This is a genomic window from Streptomyces sp. NPDC054842, assembly GCF_053611025.1.
In genome coordinates this window covers 197,574-215,945 of the sequence record NZ_JBSGZN010000006.1, presented here as the reverse complement: position 1 = coordinate 215,945, position 18,372 = coordinate 197,574, and the positions used below count along the sequence as shown (strand labels likewise).

The 18,372-nt window shown below is 73.2% G+C and carries 12 protein-coding genes, 2 tRNA genes and 1 riboswitch; of the genes, 4 read left to right on the top strand and 10 right to left on the bottom strand.

The genetic code is table 11. The annotated features are described in order from the left end of the window. Positions 1–539 precede the first annotated feature (539 nt). From ACWGIS_RS07430 to ACWGIS_RS07415, 4 genes are all read left to right on the top strand, one after another. Entirely contained in the window at positions 540–1,961 is a 1,422-nt protein-coding gene (locus ACWGIS_RS07430; protein WP_453361421.1) for an MFS transporter, read from the top strand. Between the two features lie 109 nt (positions 1,962–2,070). Further along, on the top strand, positions 2,071–3,282 hold the full coding sequence (gene lhgO / locus ACWGIS_RS07425) for an L-2-hydroxyglutarate oxidase (protein ID WP_453361420.1): 1,212 nt from the start codon (positions 2,071–2,073) through the stop codon (positions 3,280–3,282). Positions 3,283–3,378: 96 nt separating this feature from the next. After that, complete coding sequence (gene trmB, locus ACWGIS_RS07420) at positions 3,379–4,278, top strand: tRNA (guanosine(46)-N7)-methyltransferase TrmB (protein WP_453361419.1); 900 nt, start codon at positions 3,379–3,381, stop codon at positions 4,276–4,278. A gap of 65 nt (positions 4,279–4,343) precedes the next feature. Further along, entirely contained in the window at positions 4,344–5,693 is a 1,350-nt protein-coding gene (locus tag ACWGIS_RS07415) for a PrsW family intramembrane metalloprotease (RefSeq protein WP_453361418.1), read from the top strand. Between the two features lie 43 nt (positions 5,694–5,736). Here ACWGIS_RS07415 and ACWGIS_RS07410 read toward each other — a convergent pair whose 3' ends face one another. From ACWGIS_RS07410 to ACWGIS_RS07365, 10 genes are all read right to left on the bottom strand, one after another. Next, positions 5,737–6,681 (bottom strand): aldo/keto reductase, encoded by a 945-nt coding sequence (locus tag ACWGIS_RS07410; protein ID WP_453361417.1) that lies wholly within the window; start codon positions 6,679–6,681, stop codon positions 5,737–5,739. Positions 6,682–6,740: 59 nt separating this feature from the next. Next, positions 6,741–7,787: a M23 family metallopeptidase gene (locus tag ACWGIS_RS07405; RefSeq protein ID WP_453361416.1), complete on the bottom strand. Its 1,047-nt coding sequence runs from the start codon at positions 7,785–7,787 to the stop codon at positions 6,741–6,743. A gap of 11 nt (positions 7,788–7,798) precedes the next feature. Next, a riboswitch (cyclic di-AMP (ydaO/yuaA leader) is annotated at positions 7,799–7,956 on the bottom strand. 265 nt (positions 7,957–8,221) lie between these two features. Further along, complete coding sequence (locus ACWGIS_RS07400; RefSeq protein ID WP_453361415.1) at positions 8,222–9,613, bottom strand: PP2C family protein-serine/threonine phosphatase; 1,392 nt, start codon at positions 9,611–9,613, stop codon at positions 8,222–8,224. 143 nt (positions 9,614–9,756) lie between these two features. Beyond that, a tRNA-Met gene (locus ACWGIS_RS07395) sits at positions 9,757–9,830 on the bottom strand. A 93-nt stretch (positions 9,831–9,923) separates the two neighbouring features. Beyond that, positions 9,924–11,138 (bottom strand): alginate lyase family protein, encoded by a 1,215-nt coding sequence (locus ACWGIS_RS07390; protein ID WP_453361414.1) that lies wholly within the window; start codon positions 11,136–11,138, stop codon positions 9,924–9,926. 118 nt (positions 11,139–11,256) lie between these two features. Beyond that, on the bottom strand, positions 11,257–12,411 hold the full coding sequence (locus ACWGIS_RS07385) for a dihydrofolate reductase family protein (protein WP_453361413.1): 1,155 nt from the start codon (positions 12,409–12,411) through the stop codon (positions 11,257–11,259). A gap of 95 nt (positions 12,412–12,506) precedes the next feature. Then, positions 12,507–12,582: transfer RNA gene (locus ACWGIS_RS07380), tRNA-Lys, on the bottom strand. 110 nt (positions 12,583–12,692) lie between these two features. Further along, a complete protein-coding gene (locus ACWGIS_RS07375) occupies positions 12,693–14,246 on the bottom strand; it encodes an amino acid permease (RefSeq protein WP_453361412.1) in 1,554 nt (517 codons plus the stop codon). A 160-nt stretch (positions 14,247–14,406) separates the two neighbouring features. After that, complete coding sequence (locus ACWGIS_RS07370; protein ID WP_453361411.1) at positions 14,407–16,551, bottom strand: DEAD/DEAH box helicase; 2,145 nt, start codon at positions 16,549–16,551, stop codon at positions 14,407–14,409. A 1,372-nt stretch (positions 16,552–17,923) separates the two neighbouring features. Beyond that, a complete protein-coding gene (locus ACWGIS_RS07365; protein WP_453361410.1) occupies positions 17,924–18,274 on the bottom strand; it encodes a metallopeptidase family protein in 351 nt (116 codons plus the stop codon). Between the last annotated feature and the right edge of the window lie 98 nt (positions 18,275–18,372).

Genomic DNA, 18,372 nt, shown 5'->3' with positions numbered 1-18,372 from the left:
CTGTCGCCAGGGCGGTCACGAAGGACGCCCCCCGAACAGCGACTCGAATGCGCCCCCGATACGCTCCCCAAAGGCACCCCGCGCGCCCTCAAGTGACGTGGTGAGACGGCGTATTGACCTCCCGAGGGACCGTCGATAACAAGCCAAATCGGTGCTGGATGGCCAGGCGTGCACACGCTCCGTACAGGCCGTACGCCAGGCCGGTGATCTCCAGTCCGGGAGGCGGAGTTCGCCTCCCGGACCGATCCGCCGCCCGCGGGGATGTAGGCGGCGGTGTCCCCCAGCCCACCGGATCCAGTACAGCGGGCCGACCCACGCGGCTCATGGAAGCGCTCCCCAGGTGGCCGGAGAAGAGCGCACGGGCGGGCGCACGGCCACACAACGGGAGCACGCCGCAACACTCCGTACTGCCGTGCGGACCACAATCCCGCCATCCGGAAGTACGCCCCTTAACGCTTGGGATTGGGCGAACTACGCTGGGTTTACGAATGCCGCGTGGTTATGCCAGCGCGGCAGCCGTCTGTGTCGAGGGGTGGCGCATGTCCAGGGAGCAACGCGGGCCGAACGAAAAACTCGGCACCGTTCTCGCCCTCGCGGGAATCAGCAACGCGGGCCTCGCCCGGCGCGTCAACGACCTTGGCGCCCAGCGCGGTCTGACTCTTCGCTACGACAAGACGTCGGTGGCGCGCTGGGTGTCGAAGGGAATGGTGCCCCAGGGTGCCGCCCCGCACCTCATCGCCGCCGCCATCGGGCAGAAACTCGGCCGCCCCGTACCGCTCCACGAGATCGGTCTGGCGGACGCGGACCCCGCACCCGAGGTGGGCCTCGCCTTCCCCCGCGACGTGGGGCAGGCCGTGCGCTCGGCGACGGAGCTGTACCGCCTCGACCTGGCCGGGCGCCGGGCCGGCGGCGGCATCTGGCAGTCGCTCGCCGGCTCCTTCGCGGTGAGCGCCTACGCGACGCCCGCCTCACGGTGGCTGATAACCCCGGCCGACAGCTCGGTGGCCCGCGACGCGAACCCCGGTGAGGGTTCCGGAGCACCGCTGAAAGTCGGCCACAGCGATGTGCTGAAACTCCGCGAGGCCGCCGAGGACGCCCGGCGCTGGGACTCCAAGTACGGGGGCGGTGACTGGCGTTCGTCCATGGTGCCCGAGTGCCTGCGGGTTGAGGCGGCGCCGCTGCTGCTCGGCGCGTACTCCGACGAGGTGGGCCGGGCGCTCTTCGGCGCGAGCGCCGAACTGACCCGGCTGGCCGGCTGGATGGCCTTCGACACCGGCCAGCAGGAGGCCGCCCAGCGCTACTACATCCAGGCGCTGCGCCTGGCCCGCGCCGCCGCGGACGTCCCCCTGGGGGGCTACGTGCTGGCGTCGATGTCCCTCCAGGCCACCTACCGGGGCTTCGGCGACGAAGGCGTCGACCTCGCCCAGGCCGCCCTGGAGCGCAACCGCGGGCTGGCCACGGCCCGCACCATGAGCTTCTTCCGCCTGGTCGAGGCGAGGGCCCACGCGCGCGCGGGGGACGCCCACGCGGCCGGCGGCGCCCTGAAGGCGGCCGAGGGCTGGCTGGAGCGGGCCCGCGACGGCGACGGCGACCCCTCCTGGCTCGGCTTCTACTCGTACGACCGCTTCGCCGCCGACGCGGCCGAGTGCTACCGCGACCTGAAGGCGCCGCGCCAGGTCCGCCGCTTCACGGAGCAGGCGCTGTCGAAGCCGACGGAGGAGTTCGTGCGCTCCCACGGGCTGCGGCTGGTGGTGTCGGCGGTCGCCGAGCTCGAGTCGGGCAACCTGGACGCGGCCTGCGAGCAGGGCGTGCGGGCGGTCGAGGTCGCCGGGCGCATCTCCTCGGCGCGGACCACCGAGTACGTGAAGGACCTGCTGCACCGCCTGGAGCCGTACGGGGACGAACCGCGCGTGGTGGAGCTGCGGGAGCGCGCGCGGCCGCTCCTGATGGCACCCGCGTAGCCTCGCGGTCCCGCCGTCTCCTCCGCTCCGTGGACATCGGGGAGCGCGATCCGGGTTTGAGGGCATTGTCAGTGGCGCAGTGCACTATCGGAACCGGGAGGTGAAGCGGGTGCGGCAACGGGTTGCATACGACTGCGACGTGCTGGTGACGGGCGGCGGGATCGTCGGCCTGTCGGCGGCGTACGCGATCTCGCGCGCCGCTCCGGGCACGCGCGTGACGGTGCTGGAGAAGGAGCAGGGCCCGGCCCGCCACCAGACGGGCCGCAACAGCGGCGTCATCCACAGCGGGGTGTACTACCGCCCCGGCTCCATGAAGGCGCGCTACGCGGTCCGGGGCGCCGCCGAGATGACGAAGTTCTGCGCCGAGTACGGCATCCCGCACCGCGTCACCGGCAAGCTGATCGTCGCCACCGACAAGGCCGAGCTGCCCCGTCTGCACGCCCTCGTACAGCGCGGCCGGGAGAACGGCATCGCGGTCCGCGAGCTGGGCGCCGCCCAGATCGAGGAGTACGAGCCCGAGGTCCGCGGACTGGCCGCCATACACGTCGGGACGACGGGGATCTGCGACTACGTCGCCGTGGCCCGCCGGCTCGCGGAGTCCTCCGGTGCCGAGATCCACTACGGCGCGCGGGTCGTGCGCGTCGACCGGCGTCCCGAGCTGGGCGTCGCCGTCCGGACGGCCGACGGCCGGATCGTCCGCGCGCGCGTGCTGGTCAACTGCGCGGGGCTGCACTGCGACGAGATCGCCCGCCTCGCCGGGGACGACCCGGGCATGCGGATCGTCCCGTTCCGCGGCGAGTACTTCACGCTGGCGCGCCCCGAGCTGGTGCGGGGACTGGTGTATCCGGTGCCGGACCCGGCGTTCCCCTTCCTCGGGGTGCACCTGACCCGGGGCATCGACGCGAGCGTGCACATCGGCCCGAACGCGGTGCCCGCGCTGGCCCGCGAGGGGTACGGCTGGGGCACCGTCCACCCGCGCGAGCTGGCGGCGACGCTGGCCTGGCCGGGCTCCTGGCGGATCGGCCGCCGGCACTGGCGGTACGGGGCCGGGGAGCTGCGCCGCTCGGTGTCCAGGACGGCGTTCACCGAGGCCGTCCGGCGGCTGCTGCCGGCGGTCACCCCGGACGACCTGATACCGGCCCCGGCGGGCGTCCGCGCCCAGGCGGTCCTGCGGGACGGGACGCTGGTGGACGACTTCCTGATCCAGGAGCGCCCCCGGACGGTCCACGTGCTGAACGCACCGTCGCCCGCGGCCACGGCCTCCCTCCCGATCGGCCGCGAGATCGCCCGCAGAGCCCTCAAGGCCCTGACCCAGCCCTGACAGCGTTGAACACCCACCGCCCGAGCCCGCCCGGGGGCGGCCCCGCATGCCGGGGCGGGAGGCGTGGGGAGCCGTCCGCCGTAAAATCGACTCACTGTGTCTGATTCCCTCAACGCCCCCGAAGAGCCCCGGCCCGCCGCCGAGGGCTCGCCGCGCCCGTCCCGAGCCAAGGGCGAGCCCCGCTTCCCCGACGGACCGAAGCCCGATCCCGCCGGTTCGCACTTCGAGCGCCGGATCCGGAGCTTCCAGCCGCGGCGCAGCCGGGTGACGGCCGGACAGGCGGACGCGCTGCGGCGGCTGTGGCCCAAGTGGGGACTGGACATCGACGGGCGCCCCCTGGACCTCGCGGAGCTGTTCGGCACCGACGGTCCCGTCGTCCTGGAGATCGGCTTCGGGATGGGCGAGGCCACCGCCCTGATGGCCGCCGCGGACCCCGGCACCGGCATCCTCGCTGTCGACGTGCACACGCCGGGACAGGGCAATCTGCTGAACCTCGCCGACCGCAACGGGCTGTCCAACATCCGGGTGGGCAACGGCGACGCCATCATCCTGCTCCGCGAGATGCTCGCGCCGGACACCCTCGGCGGACTGCGCGTCTACTTCCCGGACCCGTGGCCGAAGAAGCGCCACCACAAGCGCCGCATCATCCAGCCGGAGTTCCTGACCCTCGCCGCGACCCGCCTGAAGCCGGGCGCCGTCCTGCACTGCGCGACCGACTGGGAACCGTACGCCGAGCAGATGCTCGACGTGCTGACCGCGCACCCGGACTTCGAGAACACCCAGCCGGACGGCGGTTACGCGCCACGCCCCGGCTTCCGTCCGCTGACCCGTTTCGAGGGCCAGGGACTGGACAAGGGCCATGTGGTGCACGACCTGCTGTTCCGCCGCGCGGAGAAGCGGGCCGGACACCGGCAGGACGGCCCGCCCGGACACCGGTCCGGGAACCGGGACGAACGCCGAGAAGAACAAGCCGAGCAACCCCCCACCGGCGACTGACGCACCGCACGGCCCCACCCGGGTGCCGTCGCGGACAGCGCCCCTCCCTCGTTAGGGTCGATGCCGTGGCCACCTTTCCTCCGTACCCGACGTACCCCACCGGCTCGGCCGACGGTGCGCTGCGGCATGCGCACTGGTGGCAGCACAGATGGGTGCGTTACGGCGCCCTGATCACCCTGCTCGCGCTGTCCGGGCTCGTCATCCTGGCGCTGGTCCGCCGGCAGACCGGCACCCAGGGCTTCCTGGTGGGCCTCGGGCTCGCCGTGCTGCCCGTCCCGCTCCTGCTGGCCGCGTTCCGCTGGCTGGACCGCGTCGAACCGGGCCCCTGGCGGAACCTGCTCTTCGCCTTCGCCTGGGGCGCCTGCGCGGCGGCGCTGATAGCGATCGTCGCCAACAGTTTCGCGACCCGGTGGATAGCGACCGCGACCGCGGACCCGGCCGGCGCCGACACCCTCGGCGCCACCGTCATAGCGCCCGTCGTGGAGGAATCCGCGAAGGCCGCCGCCGTGCTGCTGGTGTTCCTCTTCCGCAGACGGGACTTCACCGGGATCGTCGACGGCGTCGTCATAGCCGGGGTGACCGCCACCGGCTTCGCCTTCACCGAGAACATCCTCTACCTCGGCAACGCCTTCGGCACCGACCAGCTCAACGGCGACCGGGGCCTGGCCTCCGTGACCGCGGCGACCTTCTTCGTGCGCGTGGTGATGTCCCCGTTCGCGCACCCGCTGTTCACCGTCCTCACCGGCATCGGCTTCGGCGTCGCCGCGCTCTCCGCGGAGCGCCGGCGGCTGCGCCGGGTGCTGCTGCCGCTGTCCGGACTGATCCTGGCCATGGGCATGCACGCCATGTGGAACGGCTCGTCGTCCTTCGGCGAGTACGGCTTCTTCGCGGTCTACGCGGCCTTCATGGTCCCCGCGTTCGGCCTGCTCACCTGGCTGGTGATCCGGACCCGCCAGCGGGAACTGCGCACGGTCCGCGCGGAACTGCCCGCCTACGCCGTCGCGGGCTGGCTGACGGCGCCCGAGCCGTTCGTCCTGGGGTCCATGCGGGCCCGTCGGCTGGCCCGCGACTACGCCGCCCACCACTTCGGCAAGGCCGCCGCCCGCTCGGTCGCCCAGTACGAGGCCTACGCGACCTCGCTGGCGTTCCTGCGGCACCGCGGGCGCCGTGGCCGCGCGGGCGCCGACTTCGTCGTACGGGAGAGGGAGCTGCTGCACGAGCTGTGGCGGCGCCGGGAGGTCGCCCGGCCCTCCCTCGCGTACGCGGCCCGGGCGTCGGCACCCGCGGTCGTACCGCCCTGGCCGCCGCTGTACGCGCCGCCGCCCGTCCACCCGTACGCCGGCCCCGCGGCGTCGTACCCGGCGCCCCACCCCGGACACGACCCCTACCCCTCGTACAACCCGTACCGCTCGTAGCGAGACCGGGAGCGGAGCCGGCGGGCCCGCAGCGGGGTACGGCCTAGGCGGACGCCTGCGTCAGCCTGGCGACCTCCGCGTCCGTCAGGGTCAGGTCGGCCAGGCCGAGGAGCGCCGGGAGCTGCTCGACCGTCCGCGCGGAGGCGAGCGGCGCCGCCACCGTCGGCCGGCCGGCGAGCCAGGCCAGGGCGACCGTGGCGTGCGGGACGCCCCGGGACCCGGCGATCTCGTCGAGCGCGGCCAGCACCCGCTTCCCGCGCTCGGTCTCCAGGTGCTTGCCCGCGCCGGCGGCCCGCGCCGAGTCGACCGTCGTACCCGGGCGGTACTTGCCGGTGAGGAAGCCGGAGGCCAGGGCGTAGTACGGGACGGCGGCGAGGCCGGAGCGGGAGGCGATCTCCTCCAGCGGGCCCTCGTAGGTCCGCCGCGAGACGAGGTTGTAGTGGGGCTGGAGGGCGATGTAGCGGACCAGGCCCTCGCGGTCGGAGAACTCCAGCGACTCCTGGAGCCGCTCGGGCGAGATGTTGGAGGCACCGACGGCGCGCACCTTGCCGGCCCGCACCAGCTCGTCGAGCGTGCCGATGATGTCCTCGACGGGGACCGAGGGGTCGTCGTAGTGCGTGTAGTAGAGGTCGATGTAGTCGGTGCCCAGCCGGCGCAGCGAGGCGTCGGCGGCGGCCCTGAGGGTGTCGGGCGCCAGCCCCTTGTACGCCGGATGGGCGCCGGCCTTGGTCGCGAGAACGACGTCGGAGCGGTTGCCGCGCGCGGCGAACCACCTGCCGATGACGGTCTCCGACTCGCCGCCCTGGTTGCCGGGCGCCCACGAGGAGTAGGTGTCCGCGGTGTCCACGAAGTTGCCGCCGGCCGCCGCGTAGGCGTCCAGAACGGCGAAGGACTGCGCCTCGTCGGCGGTCCAGCCGAAGACGTTGCCGCCGAGGGCGAGCGGGAAGACCTCTAGGTCCGACGGGCCGAGCTTGCGGAGGGAAGTCATGGACGACCCCAACACCGCGGGCGGTGCCGCCTATTCCGCGCGCCCGGCCGGACGGGGACCTACGGGTTGAGGCCCTTGCTCTGCAGCCAGGCCATCGGGTCGATGCCGGTGGCGGCGCCGCCCGGGTGGACCTCCATGTGCAGGTGCGGCCCGGTCACGTTGCCCGTCGCGCCCACCCGTCCGATGACGTCACCGGTGGCGACCTTCTGGCCCACGCTGACGCTGATGGACGACTGGTGGCACAGCCAGACCTCGGTGCCGTCCTCCAGGGTGAGGATGGTGCGGTAGCCGTACGAACCGGCCCAGCCCGCCTCGGTGATGGTGCCGGTGTGCACGGCCTTGATCAGCGTGCCGGTGGGCGCCGCGAAGTCGAGGCCGGTGTGGTAGCCGGAGGACCACATGGAGCCCGAGTCCATGAAGCGCGACGTGAGCGTGTACGACGAGGTCGGCAGTGCGTAGCTCTTGGCGAGTTCGGCGAGGCGCTCCGCCTCGGCCTTCTCCTTGGCCTCCTGCTCCGCCTTCTTCTTGGCGGCGGCGGCCTTGGCCTCGGCCTCGTCCTGGGTCTTGGCTGCTTCCTCGGCGGCCTTCTTGACCGCGGCCGCCTGCGCCGCCTCGGCGGCCTTGAGGTCGACCTGGTCCTGCTGCGACTCGGCCTGCTGCATGATGCGGGCGCGCAGGGCCTCGCCCGCGTCGGCGCCCTGCGCGGCGTCCGAGGTGGTCAGTCCCGCACTGGTCAGCGGGGTGGCGGAGCCCTCCGGCGCGCCGGAGTCGGCGTCGTCCGATATCAGGCTCTTGGCCGAATCGGCGACCGACGACAGGTCGGGCATCGAGATGGAGACCGGCGGCTTGCCGCTCTGCGCGGTGGCCATGCCGCCCGCGCCGACGGCGGCGATGACGCCGACGCCGAGGACGGTGGAGCTGCGGGCGAGTCCTCCGCCGCGCTGCTTGGAGACGCGGTGCCGGCCACGGACGGGACGGACGGAATCCTCGGTGGGATTCCACTCCTCCCAGGGGCCCTCGTCGGTGCCGCGGCCGTAGCCGAAGGTGTTGCTCTGCTGGTCACTCGGCGCGAACGAGGTTGACTGGGCAGGCCGGTTGGACGCCACGTGGGCGCGCTCCTTTCCTTCCTTCTCGCCTACCGGGTTAGCTGACGGGTTCGGAGCAGGAAGGTCTCCTACGCGCGTCAACCAGGGCGCACTGCACCGCGGAAGACGCTCGATTCACCCCAAGTTGGTGGTTCCCCGGTTCCCTTGCGGAGTTCGGCGCGTGCGCACGGAGCCATCTCTTGTGACGGCTGGGACGACCGCGCTGCGTTATCGAACGTTAATAGACTCGGGTCCCGTATTCCAAGCTGTTCCGACTGATCATTAACGTCTTCGCCACGGACTTACGGGTCACGGGCGGTGAAAACCGGGCGAGTTGACCCTGCGAGCTAAACCTCTTTTTCGCTGACGGTTCGTCAGTTGTTATGCAGAGTGGCGTTGTCCGATCACCGGCGGTGACCGCGCCGCGCGAGGGCGCGCGAAGACGCGTCGGTGGCTCATGGCCGCCGTACGGCCAGCAGCGCCAGATCGTCCGTCGTCCCGTCGCCCGTGTGCCGGTGCACGTCCTCGATGAGCGTGTCGAGCAGCGCCTCCGGGTCGCGGAAGGCCCGTCCGGCGAGACGGGCCGCCGGATCGTAGAACCGGCCCTCCGGGTCGCGCGCCTCCGACAGCCCGTCGGTGTAGCAGAGCAGCGTGGCCCCGCCCGGGAACGGCACCACGGCGGCGCGGTCGGGCCAGGTGCCCAGTTCGCCCATCCCGAGGGGCAGCGCGGACTCCAGCGCCTGGAGCGTGCGCAGCGTGCCGTCCGCGTGCAGGAGCAGCGGCGGGGGATGGCCGCGGTTCACGACGCGCACGAGGCCGTCCCCGTGCGGGATCTCCGCGAGGACGGCCGTGGTGAACCCCTCGAAGGCGTCCAGCCCGTCGCGCCGCGTGCCCTCGCGCGCCAGCGCCCGCTCCAGACGCTGGGCGACCGCCTCCAGCGTCGACTCGTGCTCGGCCGCCTCACGGAACGCCCCGATGACGACCGCGACCGCCGTCACCGCGCCCATCCCCTTGCCCCGCACGTCCCCGACGACCAGCCGCACCCCGTACGGGGAGTCCTGCACCGCGTACAGGTCGCCGCCGATGAACGCGTCGGCCTGCGCCGCCTCGTAGCGCGCCGCCACCCGCAGCCCGCCGATCTGCTCCTCCGGCCGCGGCACCACGGCGCGCTGGGCGGCCTCGGCGATCTCCCGGGCGGAGGCGAGCCGCCGGTCGGTGCGGCGGACGAGCATGTTGATGAGCACGGCCAGGACGGTGACGGTCGCCACGGTGACCAGCTCGGTGACCGCGTCCACGTGCGCGACGATCCCGAGGTCGATGTGCACGGCGAGGACGGCGGCGACCGCGGCGAGGCCGGTGAGGACCGTGCCGCGCAGCGAGAACAGCGGAGCGGCGACCAGGGGCGCGGCGGTGAAGAAGGGGGCCGCCGTGAACTGCGACGGGGTGAGGTAGTCGTAGAGGATCCCGGCGGTGATCAGCAGCGCGGGCAGTACGCGGACGGCGGCGCGCGCGTACGAGATCCGGCGGGCAACGGGCTCCCCGGGGCCGGGCGGTGACGGGTCGCCCAGTCCCGGGTCGGGCACCGGATCGCCGGGCAGCCGTCCCCCGGCCCGCTCGCGCCGTTCGGGGAGGGGCCGCCGGTCCGGGCCGCCGTCCAGGGTGGCGGCGCCGGGCAGGGGGCCGCCGTCGGGCACGGGGTCGCCGTCGGGCACGGGGCCGCCGTCGGGCACGGGGCCGCCGTCAGGCACGGGGCCGCCGGGGTCCGGCGCGGACCGGTGGTCGGCGTCGGGGAACCGGCCGCCGGCCCCGCCGGCCTCCGGCCCTCGCGCGCCACCTCGCTGCCCCACCCGTCCAGGTTTCCCGCGGCGGGGACGGGCGGCGACCGGTGTGGACCGACCGGATGACACCGGCGGGAGCGCCACCGGGCCCGGACCGGGAAACGACTCAGGGCCGGAACTCGATGATCCGAGTTCCGGCCCTGGGCCTTCAGTAGCGGGGACAGGATTTGAACCTGCGACCTCTGGGTTATGAGCCCAGCGAGCTACCGAGCTGCTCCACCCCGCGTCGTTGAGACCAGTGTACGCCATCGGCGGGGGCGCGGGCGCACACCCGGTCCCGGCCACCCCCGCGACCTGGGATTTCGGCCGCTGCCGGGGATCAGGCGGCCGGGTTGCCGGCGTGGGTCAGGGTCTCCCACGACACGAACAGGTCGTCCGTTCCGGCGGGCCGGGTCCGCTCGACGAGCCTGCGGGCGGCCGGGACGCGGACGTCGAGGCGGCCCTCCAGGTGGTTGAGCGCGACCTCCATGTCGGGCCCCATGTCGCGGTCGACCCTGCCGCCGCACAGCCAGCGGGGCGCGGTCTCGCCCAGCTGGTAGCGGGCGTGGAAGGAGAGCGCGGCCCGCAGCCGGTCCTCGACCTCGCGGTACAGGTCGACGCCCTGGTGCCAGGCGGTCTCGGCGATGTGGGCGGTGGCGGCGAGCGCGTACCCCACGTGCTTGAAGTTGCGGCAGGTCTCCTGCGCGACCCCGTCCGTGTACCGCTTCTGACCGAACCAGTACGTCGTCATCTTCTGCGGGGTGTTCACCGTGCCGCCGGCCGGGGCCATCGGCAGTCGGCCGTCCCGGTGCAGGTAGAAGTAGGCGGGGACGCGCTGCCGGAACCGCCGGAGCGCGGCGTCGAAGGCCCGGTGGTCGTCGAGGAAGACGGCGATCCCGATGGCGGCGTCGGTCATGACGAGGTCCCAGTTGCCGTTGAAGTCGGGGACCTCCTGGGTGACTTCGGGCAGATACACGGTCCGCAGCATGCGCCGGAACCGCTCGACGCCCGCCGCCGGCCAATGGGCCCCGGTGTGCCGAACGATCTCCCCGGCGCGGGCCCAGGTGGACCCCGCCCAGGCGGTCTGGAGCCCGGCGTTGGCCTCGGTGTGCCGCCGCACCCGGCCCGACCAGGCGTCCATGATCTCGATCGCCTTGGCCGCGTGCTCGGGCCGGCCGGTGACACTCCACAGCAGGGCCTGGGTGTACGCCGCGATGGCGTCCTCGCGCTCCTCGACGCAGCCGCGCCCGGCCCGGGTGTCGGGCGGGCACGCCACGGTCGGGTACGGCCTGGCCCGCCACTTGTACGACCCGTACCGGCTGTCCCGCATGCCAAGGAAGGCGCTCACCCACGGCTGCTCGCCCTGGTCCACATGCCGCCGCACGCTGTCCAGCTGCTCCCTGCTGACCAGCACTCCGGGGTGCTCGAACGCGCCGTCCTCGGGGCGTGCCCGCACCGCCGAGCGCGCGTGCGAGGACGTCCCGCAGGACGCCAGCAAGCCCACCAGCAGCGGTGCGAGCAGCACCGCCGTCCACCGCCGCCCCACTGAACGCATCGCCTCGACCTCCGGGTCCGCCGCATCGCCTCCTCGCAGCCTGACCCGTCGGCGGCCCGCCCGCAGGACGGCTTAGCCCGTCCGGCAGGCGCCCCCGGTCACCGCGAGCGGGCCGCGGTCACGCCCGGGCGGTTCCGGCGGGCGGCAGCAGGTGCCGGTTGGGCGCCTCGGCCTCCTCCTCGTACTCCGGCAGGACGACGACGTCGGCGCCGCCCGCCGCCAGGACCCCGCTGCCGTCGGCACCCGCGACGAACGTGTCCGGCTCCCGCCAGGCGGTGACCACGCGCCGCACCCCGGCGTCCAGGATCAGCCGGGCGCAGGGCGCGGGCCGGGACGCGCGGCGGGCGCAGGGCTCCAGGCTGCTGTAGACGGTGGCGCCGGCCAGGCGCGGGTCCGCCGGGTCGGTCAGGGCGAGCGCGGCCTCCTCGGCGTGCTCCACCGGATCGCTGCGGCGCGAGTACCCGCGGGAGATCTCCGTGCCGTCCGCCGCCACGATCACCGCGCCGACGCTGAAGGCGGTGTCCGAGGGCGGGCACTGGGCGGCCAGTTCGCAGGCCAGCGCCAGCCAGCGCCGGTCGGCGGCGGTGGCGAGCGGGCCGGTGCCGGGAGCGGTGGGGGCGTAGCGCATGAGGACGACGTCCCCGACGGGCCGCGTCTCCAGCAGGCTCATCCGCCCCGCCGGGTAGGGGCCGGGGCCGAACATCCGGGGCGCGTCCGGTGCGCCCACGAGGAGCGGGGCGACGACCAACTGCAGTTCGTCGGCGAGTCCTTGGCGCAGCAGCTGGGTGTGCACCCGGCCGCCGCCCTCCACCATGAGCCGCCGGACACCCCGGACGTCGTGCAGGTGCTCCAGGACGACCCGCCAGTCCAGTGCGGGGCCCGCCGCGACGATCTCGACGCCGAGGCCGTGCAGGGCGGCGGCGGCCCGGGCGGCCCCCGTGTCGGTCGTGTAGACGGCCTTGTCGCCGCCGGTGTGCCAGAACTGTGCCGCCGGGTCCAAGTCGCCGGACCCGCTGACGGTGACCTTGAGGGGGTACTCCGGCCGCCCGGCGTCGAGCCGCGCCCGCCGCCGCTCGGCCGAGTTCACCAGCAGCCGGGGGTTGTCGGCGCGGATGGTGCCCGCGCCGATGAGGATCGCGTCGCTGGACGCCCGTACCTCGTCGACCCGGTCGAAGTCGGCCGGCCCCGAGAGCAGCAGCCGGTCGGGCCCGGTGTCGTCCAGGAAGCCGTCCAGGGAGACGGCGGCGGACAGCAGGACGTGGGGGTGGGGCATGGGCGCACTCTCCGGCTCCGAGCGCTCGGCTCGTGGTGGTTCGGGTCAACGACAACAGCGCCCCACCCGGCCGGAGCCGCGTGAGGCGCTGTGCGTGGTAGACCCTGTGGGACTCGAACCCACAACCAATGGATTAAAAGTCCACTGCTCTGCCAATTGAGCTAAGGGTCCACGCAACGGCTCGCGCCGATGCATCCCCGAGCATAGCCGGACGCGGCCGGGACTCCGATCGGGTATCGGTGACCCGGCCGCGCCGAGCGGTCTGAAGTGGGCGGGAAGGGTCAGGGATCGACCGGTTCGGGTGCGCCCGCGCGGGCGGCCTCGCGGGCGATGGTGCGTTCGTGGGCGGGGTTGAGGAACCAGTGGCGGGCCGAGACCAGCCACCAGGTCGCGGCGAAGCCGAGGACGACGAGGACCGCGACCGGGGCGTAGTTGAAGGTCTCCCAGGTGACCGGCGAGACCTGCGGGAGCATGAAGAGGACGGTGATGACGGCGACCCAGGCGACGGAGACGACCCCGATCGCCCGCGACCAGCGGCCCAGGTGCCAGGGCCCCCGCTCGAACGCCTCCCCCTTGCGCAGCCGCAGCAGCGTCGGGATGACGTACGCGATGTAGAGGCCGATGACGGCGATCGACGTCACGGCGGCGTACGCCGTCACGTTGATCAGGTACGGGAGGCCGAGCACCAGGGCGCCCAGTGCCGCCAGCCAGACCGCCGCGACCGGGGTCCTGGTCCGCGGGTTCACGGTGTGCCAGACCCGCGAGAACGGCAGCGCGCCGTCGCGCGAAAAGGCGTAGATCATGCGGCTGTTGGCGGTGACGGAGGCCATCCCGCAGAAGAGCTGGGCGCCGATGACGACCAGCAGCAGGAGTTTGCCCGCCGTCGCCCCGAGCGCGTCGAGCAGGATCTGCGCGGGCGGCGCCCCCGTCGCCGAGCCGAGCGCCTTGTCGTACGACTGGATGGCGTAGGTGAAGCCGAGGAGCAGGACGAAGCCCGCTATCCACGACGTCCAGATGGAGCGGACGATGCCCCGGGGGCCGGCCGTCGAGGCGTCGTGCGTCTCCTCGGTCATATGGGCCGAGGCGTCGTAGCCGGTGAAGGTGTACTGGGCCATCAGCAGGCCGAGGAGGACGACGTAGACCCCGCTGCCCCAGCCCGTGTTGTTCACGAACTCGGTGAACACGAAGGACGTCGACTGATGGTGGTCGGGCACGAGGGCGAGCGCGCCGACGATGACCGCGACGCCGAGCACGTGCCACCACACGCTGACGCTGTTGAGGAGGCCGACGATGCGGACCCCGAAGGTGTTGAGGAGTCCGTGCAGGACGAGGATCCCGGCGAAGAGCAGGACCGTCCTGCCCGGGGTGACCTCGAAGTCGAACTGGAGGTTCAGGTAGGCGCCGAGGAAGGAGGCCGCCCCAAAGTCGATGCCGGCGGTCACGGCGAGCTGCCCGAGGACGTTGAACCAGCCGGTGAACCACGCCCAGGCCGCGGCCGTGCGGGGCGGCGCCAGCCGGTGGGCCCAGAAGTACAGTCCCGCGGAGGTGGGATAGGCCGAACAGATCTCCGCCATCGCCAGTCCGACGAACAGCGTCATCAGTCCGACCGCGACCCATCCCCAGGTGATCACGGCGGGGCCGCCGGTGTTCATTCCGAACAGGTACAGGGTCAGACAGCCCGACAGGACCGAGATGATCGTGAAGGACACCGCGTAGTTCGAGAACGCGGACATCCGGCGGGCGAGGACCTGGGTGTAGCCGAGCTGGGCGAGCCGTTCCTCGTCGGAGAGGGCGGCGGAGGGGTCACGCGCCCCTGACGCGGGTGGAGTTGTCATGCCCCCAGCGATTCCCTTACCGGGTGCCCGATATGCGCGGCACGAAGGCCGAAACTCGACCGTGACCAGGCCGGAAACGATCAGCCCGGACAGCCGGAAGGGCCCGCACGACGTGAGTCGTGCGGGCCCTTCCGGTCAGGGCGCGAGGCCCGTCACCTGATCAGCCGTTGCGCTTCCAGCGCGGCTTCTCGTCACGGCGGCCGAAGGAGCCGGCGCCGGTGCCGCGGTGGTCGTCACGACGGCCGTACGGGCGGTCGTGGCTGCCGGAGCGGAACCCGCTGGAGGGGCGGTTGTCCTGGCGGTCGCGGTTGAAGGGACGGTCGCTGCCGCGGTGACCGCCGCGCTCGTCGCGACGCTCGAAGGTGCGGCCGCCACGGTCGTTGTCGCGGCGGAAGCCACCGCGGTCGCCACCCTCACGGCGCTCGAAGGTACGGCCACCGGCGTTGCCACCGCGGTCGTCACGACGGTCGTCGCGGCGGAACCCACCACGGTCGCCACCCTCACGGCGCTCGAACGTACGGCCACCGGCGTTGCCACCGCGGTCGTCACGACGGAACCCACCGCGGTCCCCACCGTCACGGCGCTCGAACGAACGGCCACCGGCGTTGCCGCCACGGTCGTCACGACGGTCGTCGCGGCGGAACCCACCACGGTCCCCACCGTCACGGCGCTCGAACGAACGGCCACCACGGTCGTCACGGCGGTCGTCGCGGCGGAAACCGCCACGGTCGCCACCGTCACGGCGCTCGTAGTTGCCGCGGTCGTCACGGCGCTGACGCGGCGCCTCGTAGGCACGCTCACGCTCGACGGGCTGCTCGGCGGCCTCGGCGGGAGCCTCGGCCACGGCCTGCTCGGCGGCGGCCGCGACAGCCGCCTCCGGGTCGTCGCCCCGCTCGCGGGCGGCACGGGCGACCAGCCGGTCGGCCTCCTCGCGGAGCTCGGCCGCGCGGCGCTGCGCACGCTCCAGCTCCTTGGTGAGCTGGGAGACCTCGCGCTCGGCCTGCTGCGCCGCGTTGCCGGCGGACTCGGCCTGGACCTCGGTCATCGAGCGGGCGCCGGTGATCTCGGCGACCTCGGGCTCGAAGGCCGTACCGGAGTTGATGATGTGGCGCGAGGCGTCGACGCCCGCGTCCTCCATCAGACGGAAGATCTGACGGCGCTGGTGCGGCAGGGACAGCGAGACGACGGTGCCGGAGCGGCCGGCGCGCGCGGTGCGGCCGGAGCGGTGCAGGTAGTCCTTGTGGTCGCCGGCCGGGTCCACGTTCAGCACGAGGTCGATGCCGTCGACGTGGATGCCGCGGGCGGCGACGTCGGTGGCGACCAGGGCGTTGACGTAGCCCTTCTTGAAGTCCTCGAGCACGCGGGTGCGGGCACCCTGCGTCATGCCGCCGTGCAGCGCGTCGGCCTTCACGCCGGACTCGCAGAGCTGCTCGGCGATGCGGTCGGCGCCCAGCTGGGTGCGGACGAAGATGATCGTGCGGCCCTTGCGGGAGGCGATCGCGGCGGTGACCGGCGCCTTGTCCTTGGGCTTCACGATGAGGATGTGGTGCGACATGGTCGTGACGTTGCCCTGGGCGCTGTCGACCTCGTGCGTGACCGGGTTGGTCAGGTAGCGCTTGACCAGCGTGGAGATCTCGTTCTCCATCGTGGCCGAGAAGAGCATGCGCTGGCCGCCGCCGGGGATCTGGTCGAGCAGCTCGGTGACCTCGGGCAGGAAGCCCAGGTCGGACATCTGGTCGGCCTCGTCGAGGACGGCGACCTGGACGTTCTCCAGCGAGCAGGCGCCGCGGCTGATGATGTCGCGCAGACGGCCCGGGGTGGCGACGAGGACGTCGACGCCGCGCTCCAGGGCGTAGATCTGGTTGCCCATCGACGTGCCGCCGCAGACGACCTTCATCTTCAGGCCGAGGACGTCGCCGTACGGCTGGAGCGCGTCCGCGACCTGCATCGCGAGCTCACGGGTCGGCGTGAGGATGATGCCGCGGGGCTTCTTCTTCTCGGTGTGGCCGCCGGACAGCGTCGCGAGCAGCGGGAGACCGAACGAGAGGGTCTTGCCGGAGCCGGTGCGGCCACGGCCGAGGATGTCCTTGCCGGCCAGGGCGTCCGGGATGGTCGCGGCCTGGATCGGGAAGGGGGCGGTCACGCCGTTCTGCGCGAGCTTGCGCACGACGCCCTCGGGGAGACCCAGAGTGGCGAAGGTGACCTCGGGAGCGGACTCCGCGGCCGGCGCGAGCTCTACGACGTCGGCGCCCTCGGTGTCGGTGTTCTCGGGCACGACGACGTGATCAGTACTGGAAACAGACATGCGAAATGCGAACCTTCCGGAGTTCTACGGCACGCGCCCAAACTCCGTGAAGTCGCAATCGACCGCCTCTATGCGGTCCGGCCACGGCAAGGGAGAGTACGCGCCACGCGGCGCTCTCTGTTGGCGCCGGGCAAATGGGATCAAACGATCTACCACCATACGCACCCCCCACCCCGCCTGGCAAACCGCCCCCGCCCAACCGCTCGAACACCCCCGCGAAACCCCCACCCAACAGAACATAACCCCAGCTCAGCACCCCTCCCTCTCCCCCACGTGACCTACCTCACGCCCCCACCCCAACCCCCTCCACCCGCACCCGAGCCGCACAACGAATCCGCGCCACCGAACCCGCACCCGCACCCGCACCCGCAGCGAGGCCCCCGGCGGCCCGCACGTCCATCAGCAGGCCCGTGAAACCCGCAGTCGCCCTCCGGCGGAAGGGGGCGCGCCGGTACATCACATGGCCGTTGCAGGCCGGGCAGAAGGCTCAGGCTCACCCCTGGACCGGACGGCCACGCCCGGCATGCAACGGGCGGATGTACCGGCGTGCCCCCGACCCACCGCCCCCGGCCGCGGACCACGACGGCTCAGGACGCCCGGTCCGAGAACGGGGCCCCCGCCCGAGGCGCCGGCTCCCGCTGCACCAGCTGCGTGGTCTGCTCATGCGCCGACGACGACGGCTCCGCGGTCGGATCGGCGGACGGCTGCGCGGTCTCCGTGGCCGTCGGCCCGACCGTCCGCGTGGGCGTGGGCTCACCCTTCGTGGGCCCGGGCTCCCCCGGCCGCCCCCCGCCTTTGCCGCCGCCACCGTCGCCCTTGCCGCCTTTTCCGCCCTTGCCGCCCTTGCCGTCCTTCGACGTCGCCTCGTCCGAGGGCTTCGCGGACCGCCCCCCGGACGCGGAGGCGGAGGCGGACGCCGACCCCGACGCCGAGTCCGGCCCACCCGGGCCGCCCCGCCCCCCGGGCCCACGGTGGAACCCCGCCGCGCCCCCGGACCCCGCCGGCCCTCCGTCGGGCGCCTCGCCGCCCCGCTGCCCGGAGGAGTGCGACGGCCCGGGGCCCGCCCCGCCGTCGCCCACGCTCATGCAACCGGCAGCCGCGGCGACGGCGACGACCGTGGCGGCCAGACGGACGGGTACGTACAAGGCGCGCACGGGCAGCCACCTCCGAGGGCGGGTCGGGAGTCCGTCTGCCCAACTCCCGTCGCACGCCCGAGGACACGCGCCCCCGGGAGCGACCCACCCCCATCCGGCCACCCACCCGCTCCGGACGCGCGCCCCTCGGCCGACGCGAAGTCACCTCACCCGAACGGCGACCCGCACCCGGTCACCGTCACCCCGTCACCCCGTCACCCCGTCACCCCGTCACCCCGTCACCCGTACCCCAACGCGTGCAACCGCGCGTCGTCGATCCCGAAGTGATGGGCGATCTCGTGGACGACGGTCACCTCGGTCTCCGCGACCACGTCCTCACGCGTGTCGCACATCCGCAGCGTCGGCAGCCGGTAGACCGTGATCCGGTCCGGCAGCACCCCGGCGTACCACTCGCCGCGATCGGTCAGCGGCGTCCCCTCGTACAACCCGAGCAGCTCGGGATCGTCGGCGGGCGGTTCGTCCTCGACGAACACCGCCACGTTGTCCATCAACCGCGTCAGCTCCGGCGGAATCCGGTCCAACGCCTCGGACACCAGTTCCTCGAACTCCTCGCGCGTCATCTCCAGCACACCGCCATTGTCGGGTACGAGCCCCTCACGCGAGAGTCCACGCACGAGGCTCCCCCGCGCGAAAAGACAGCAGCCCACCGACACTCCCGCACAAGCGA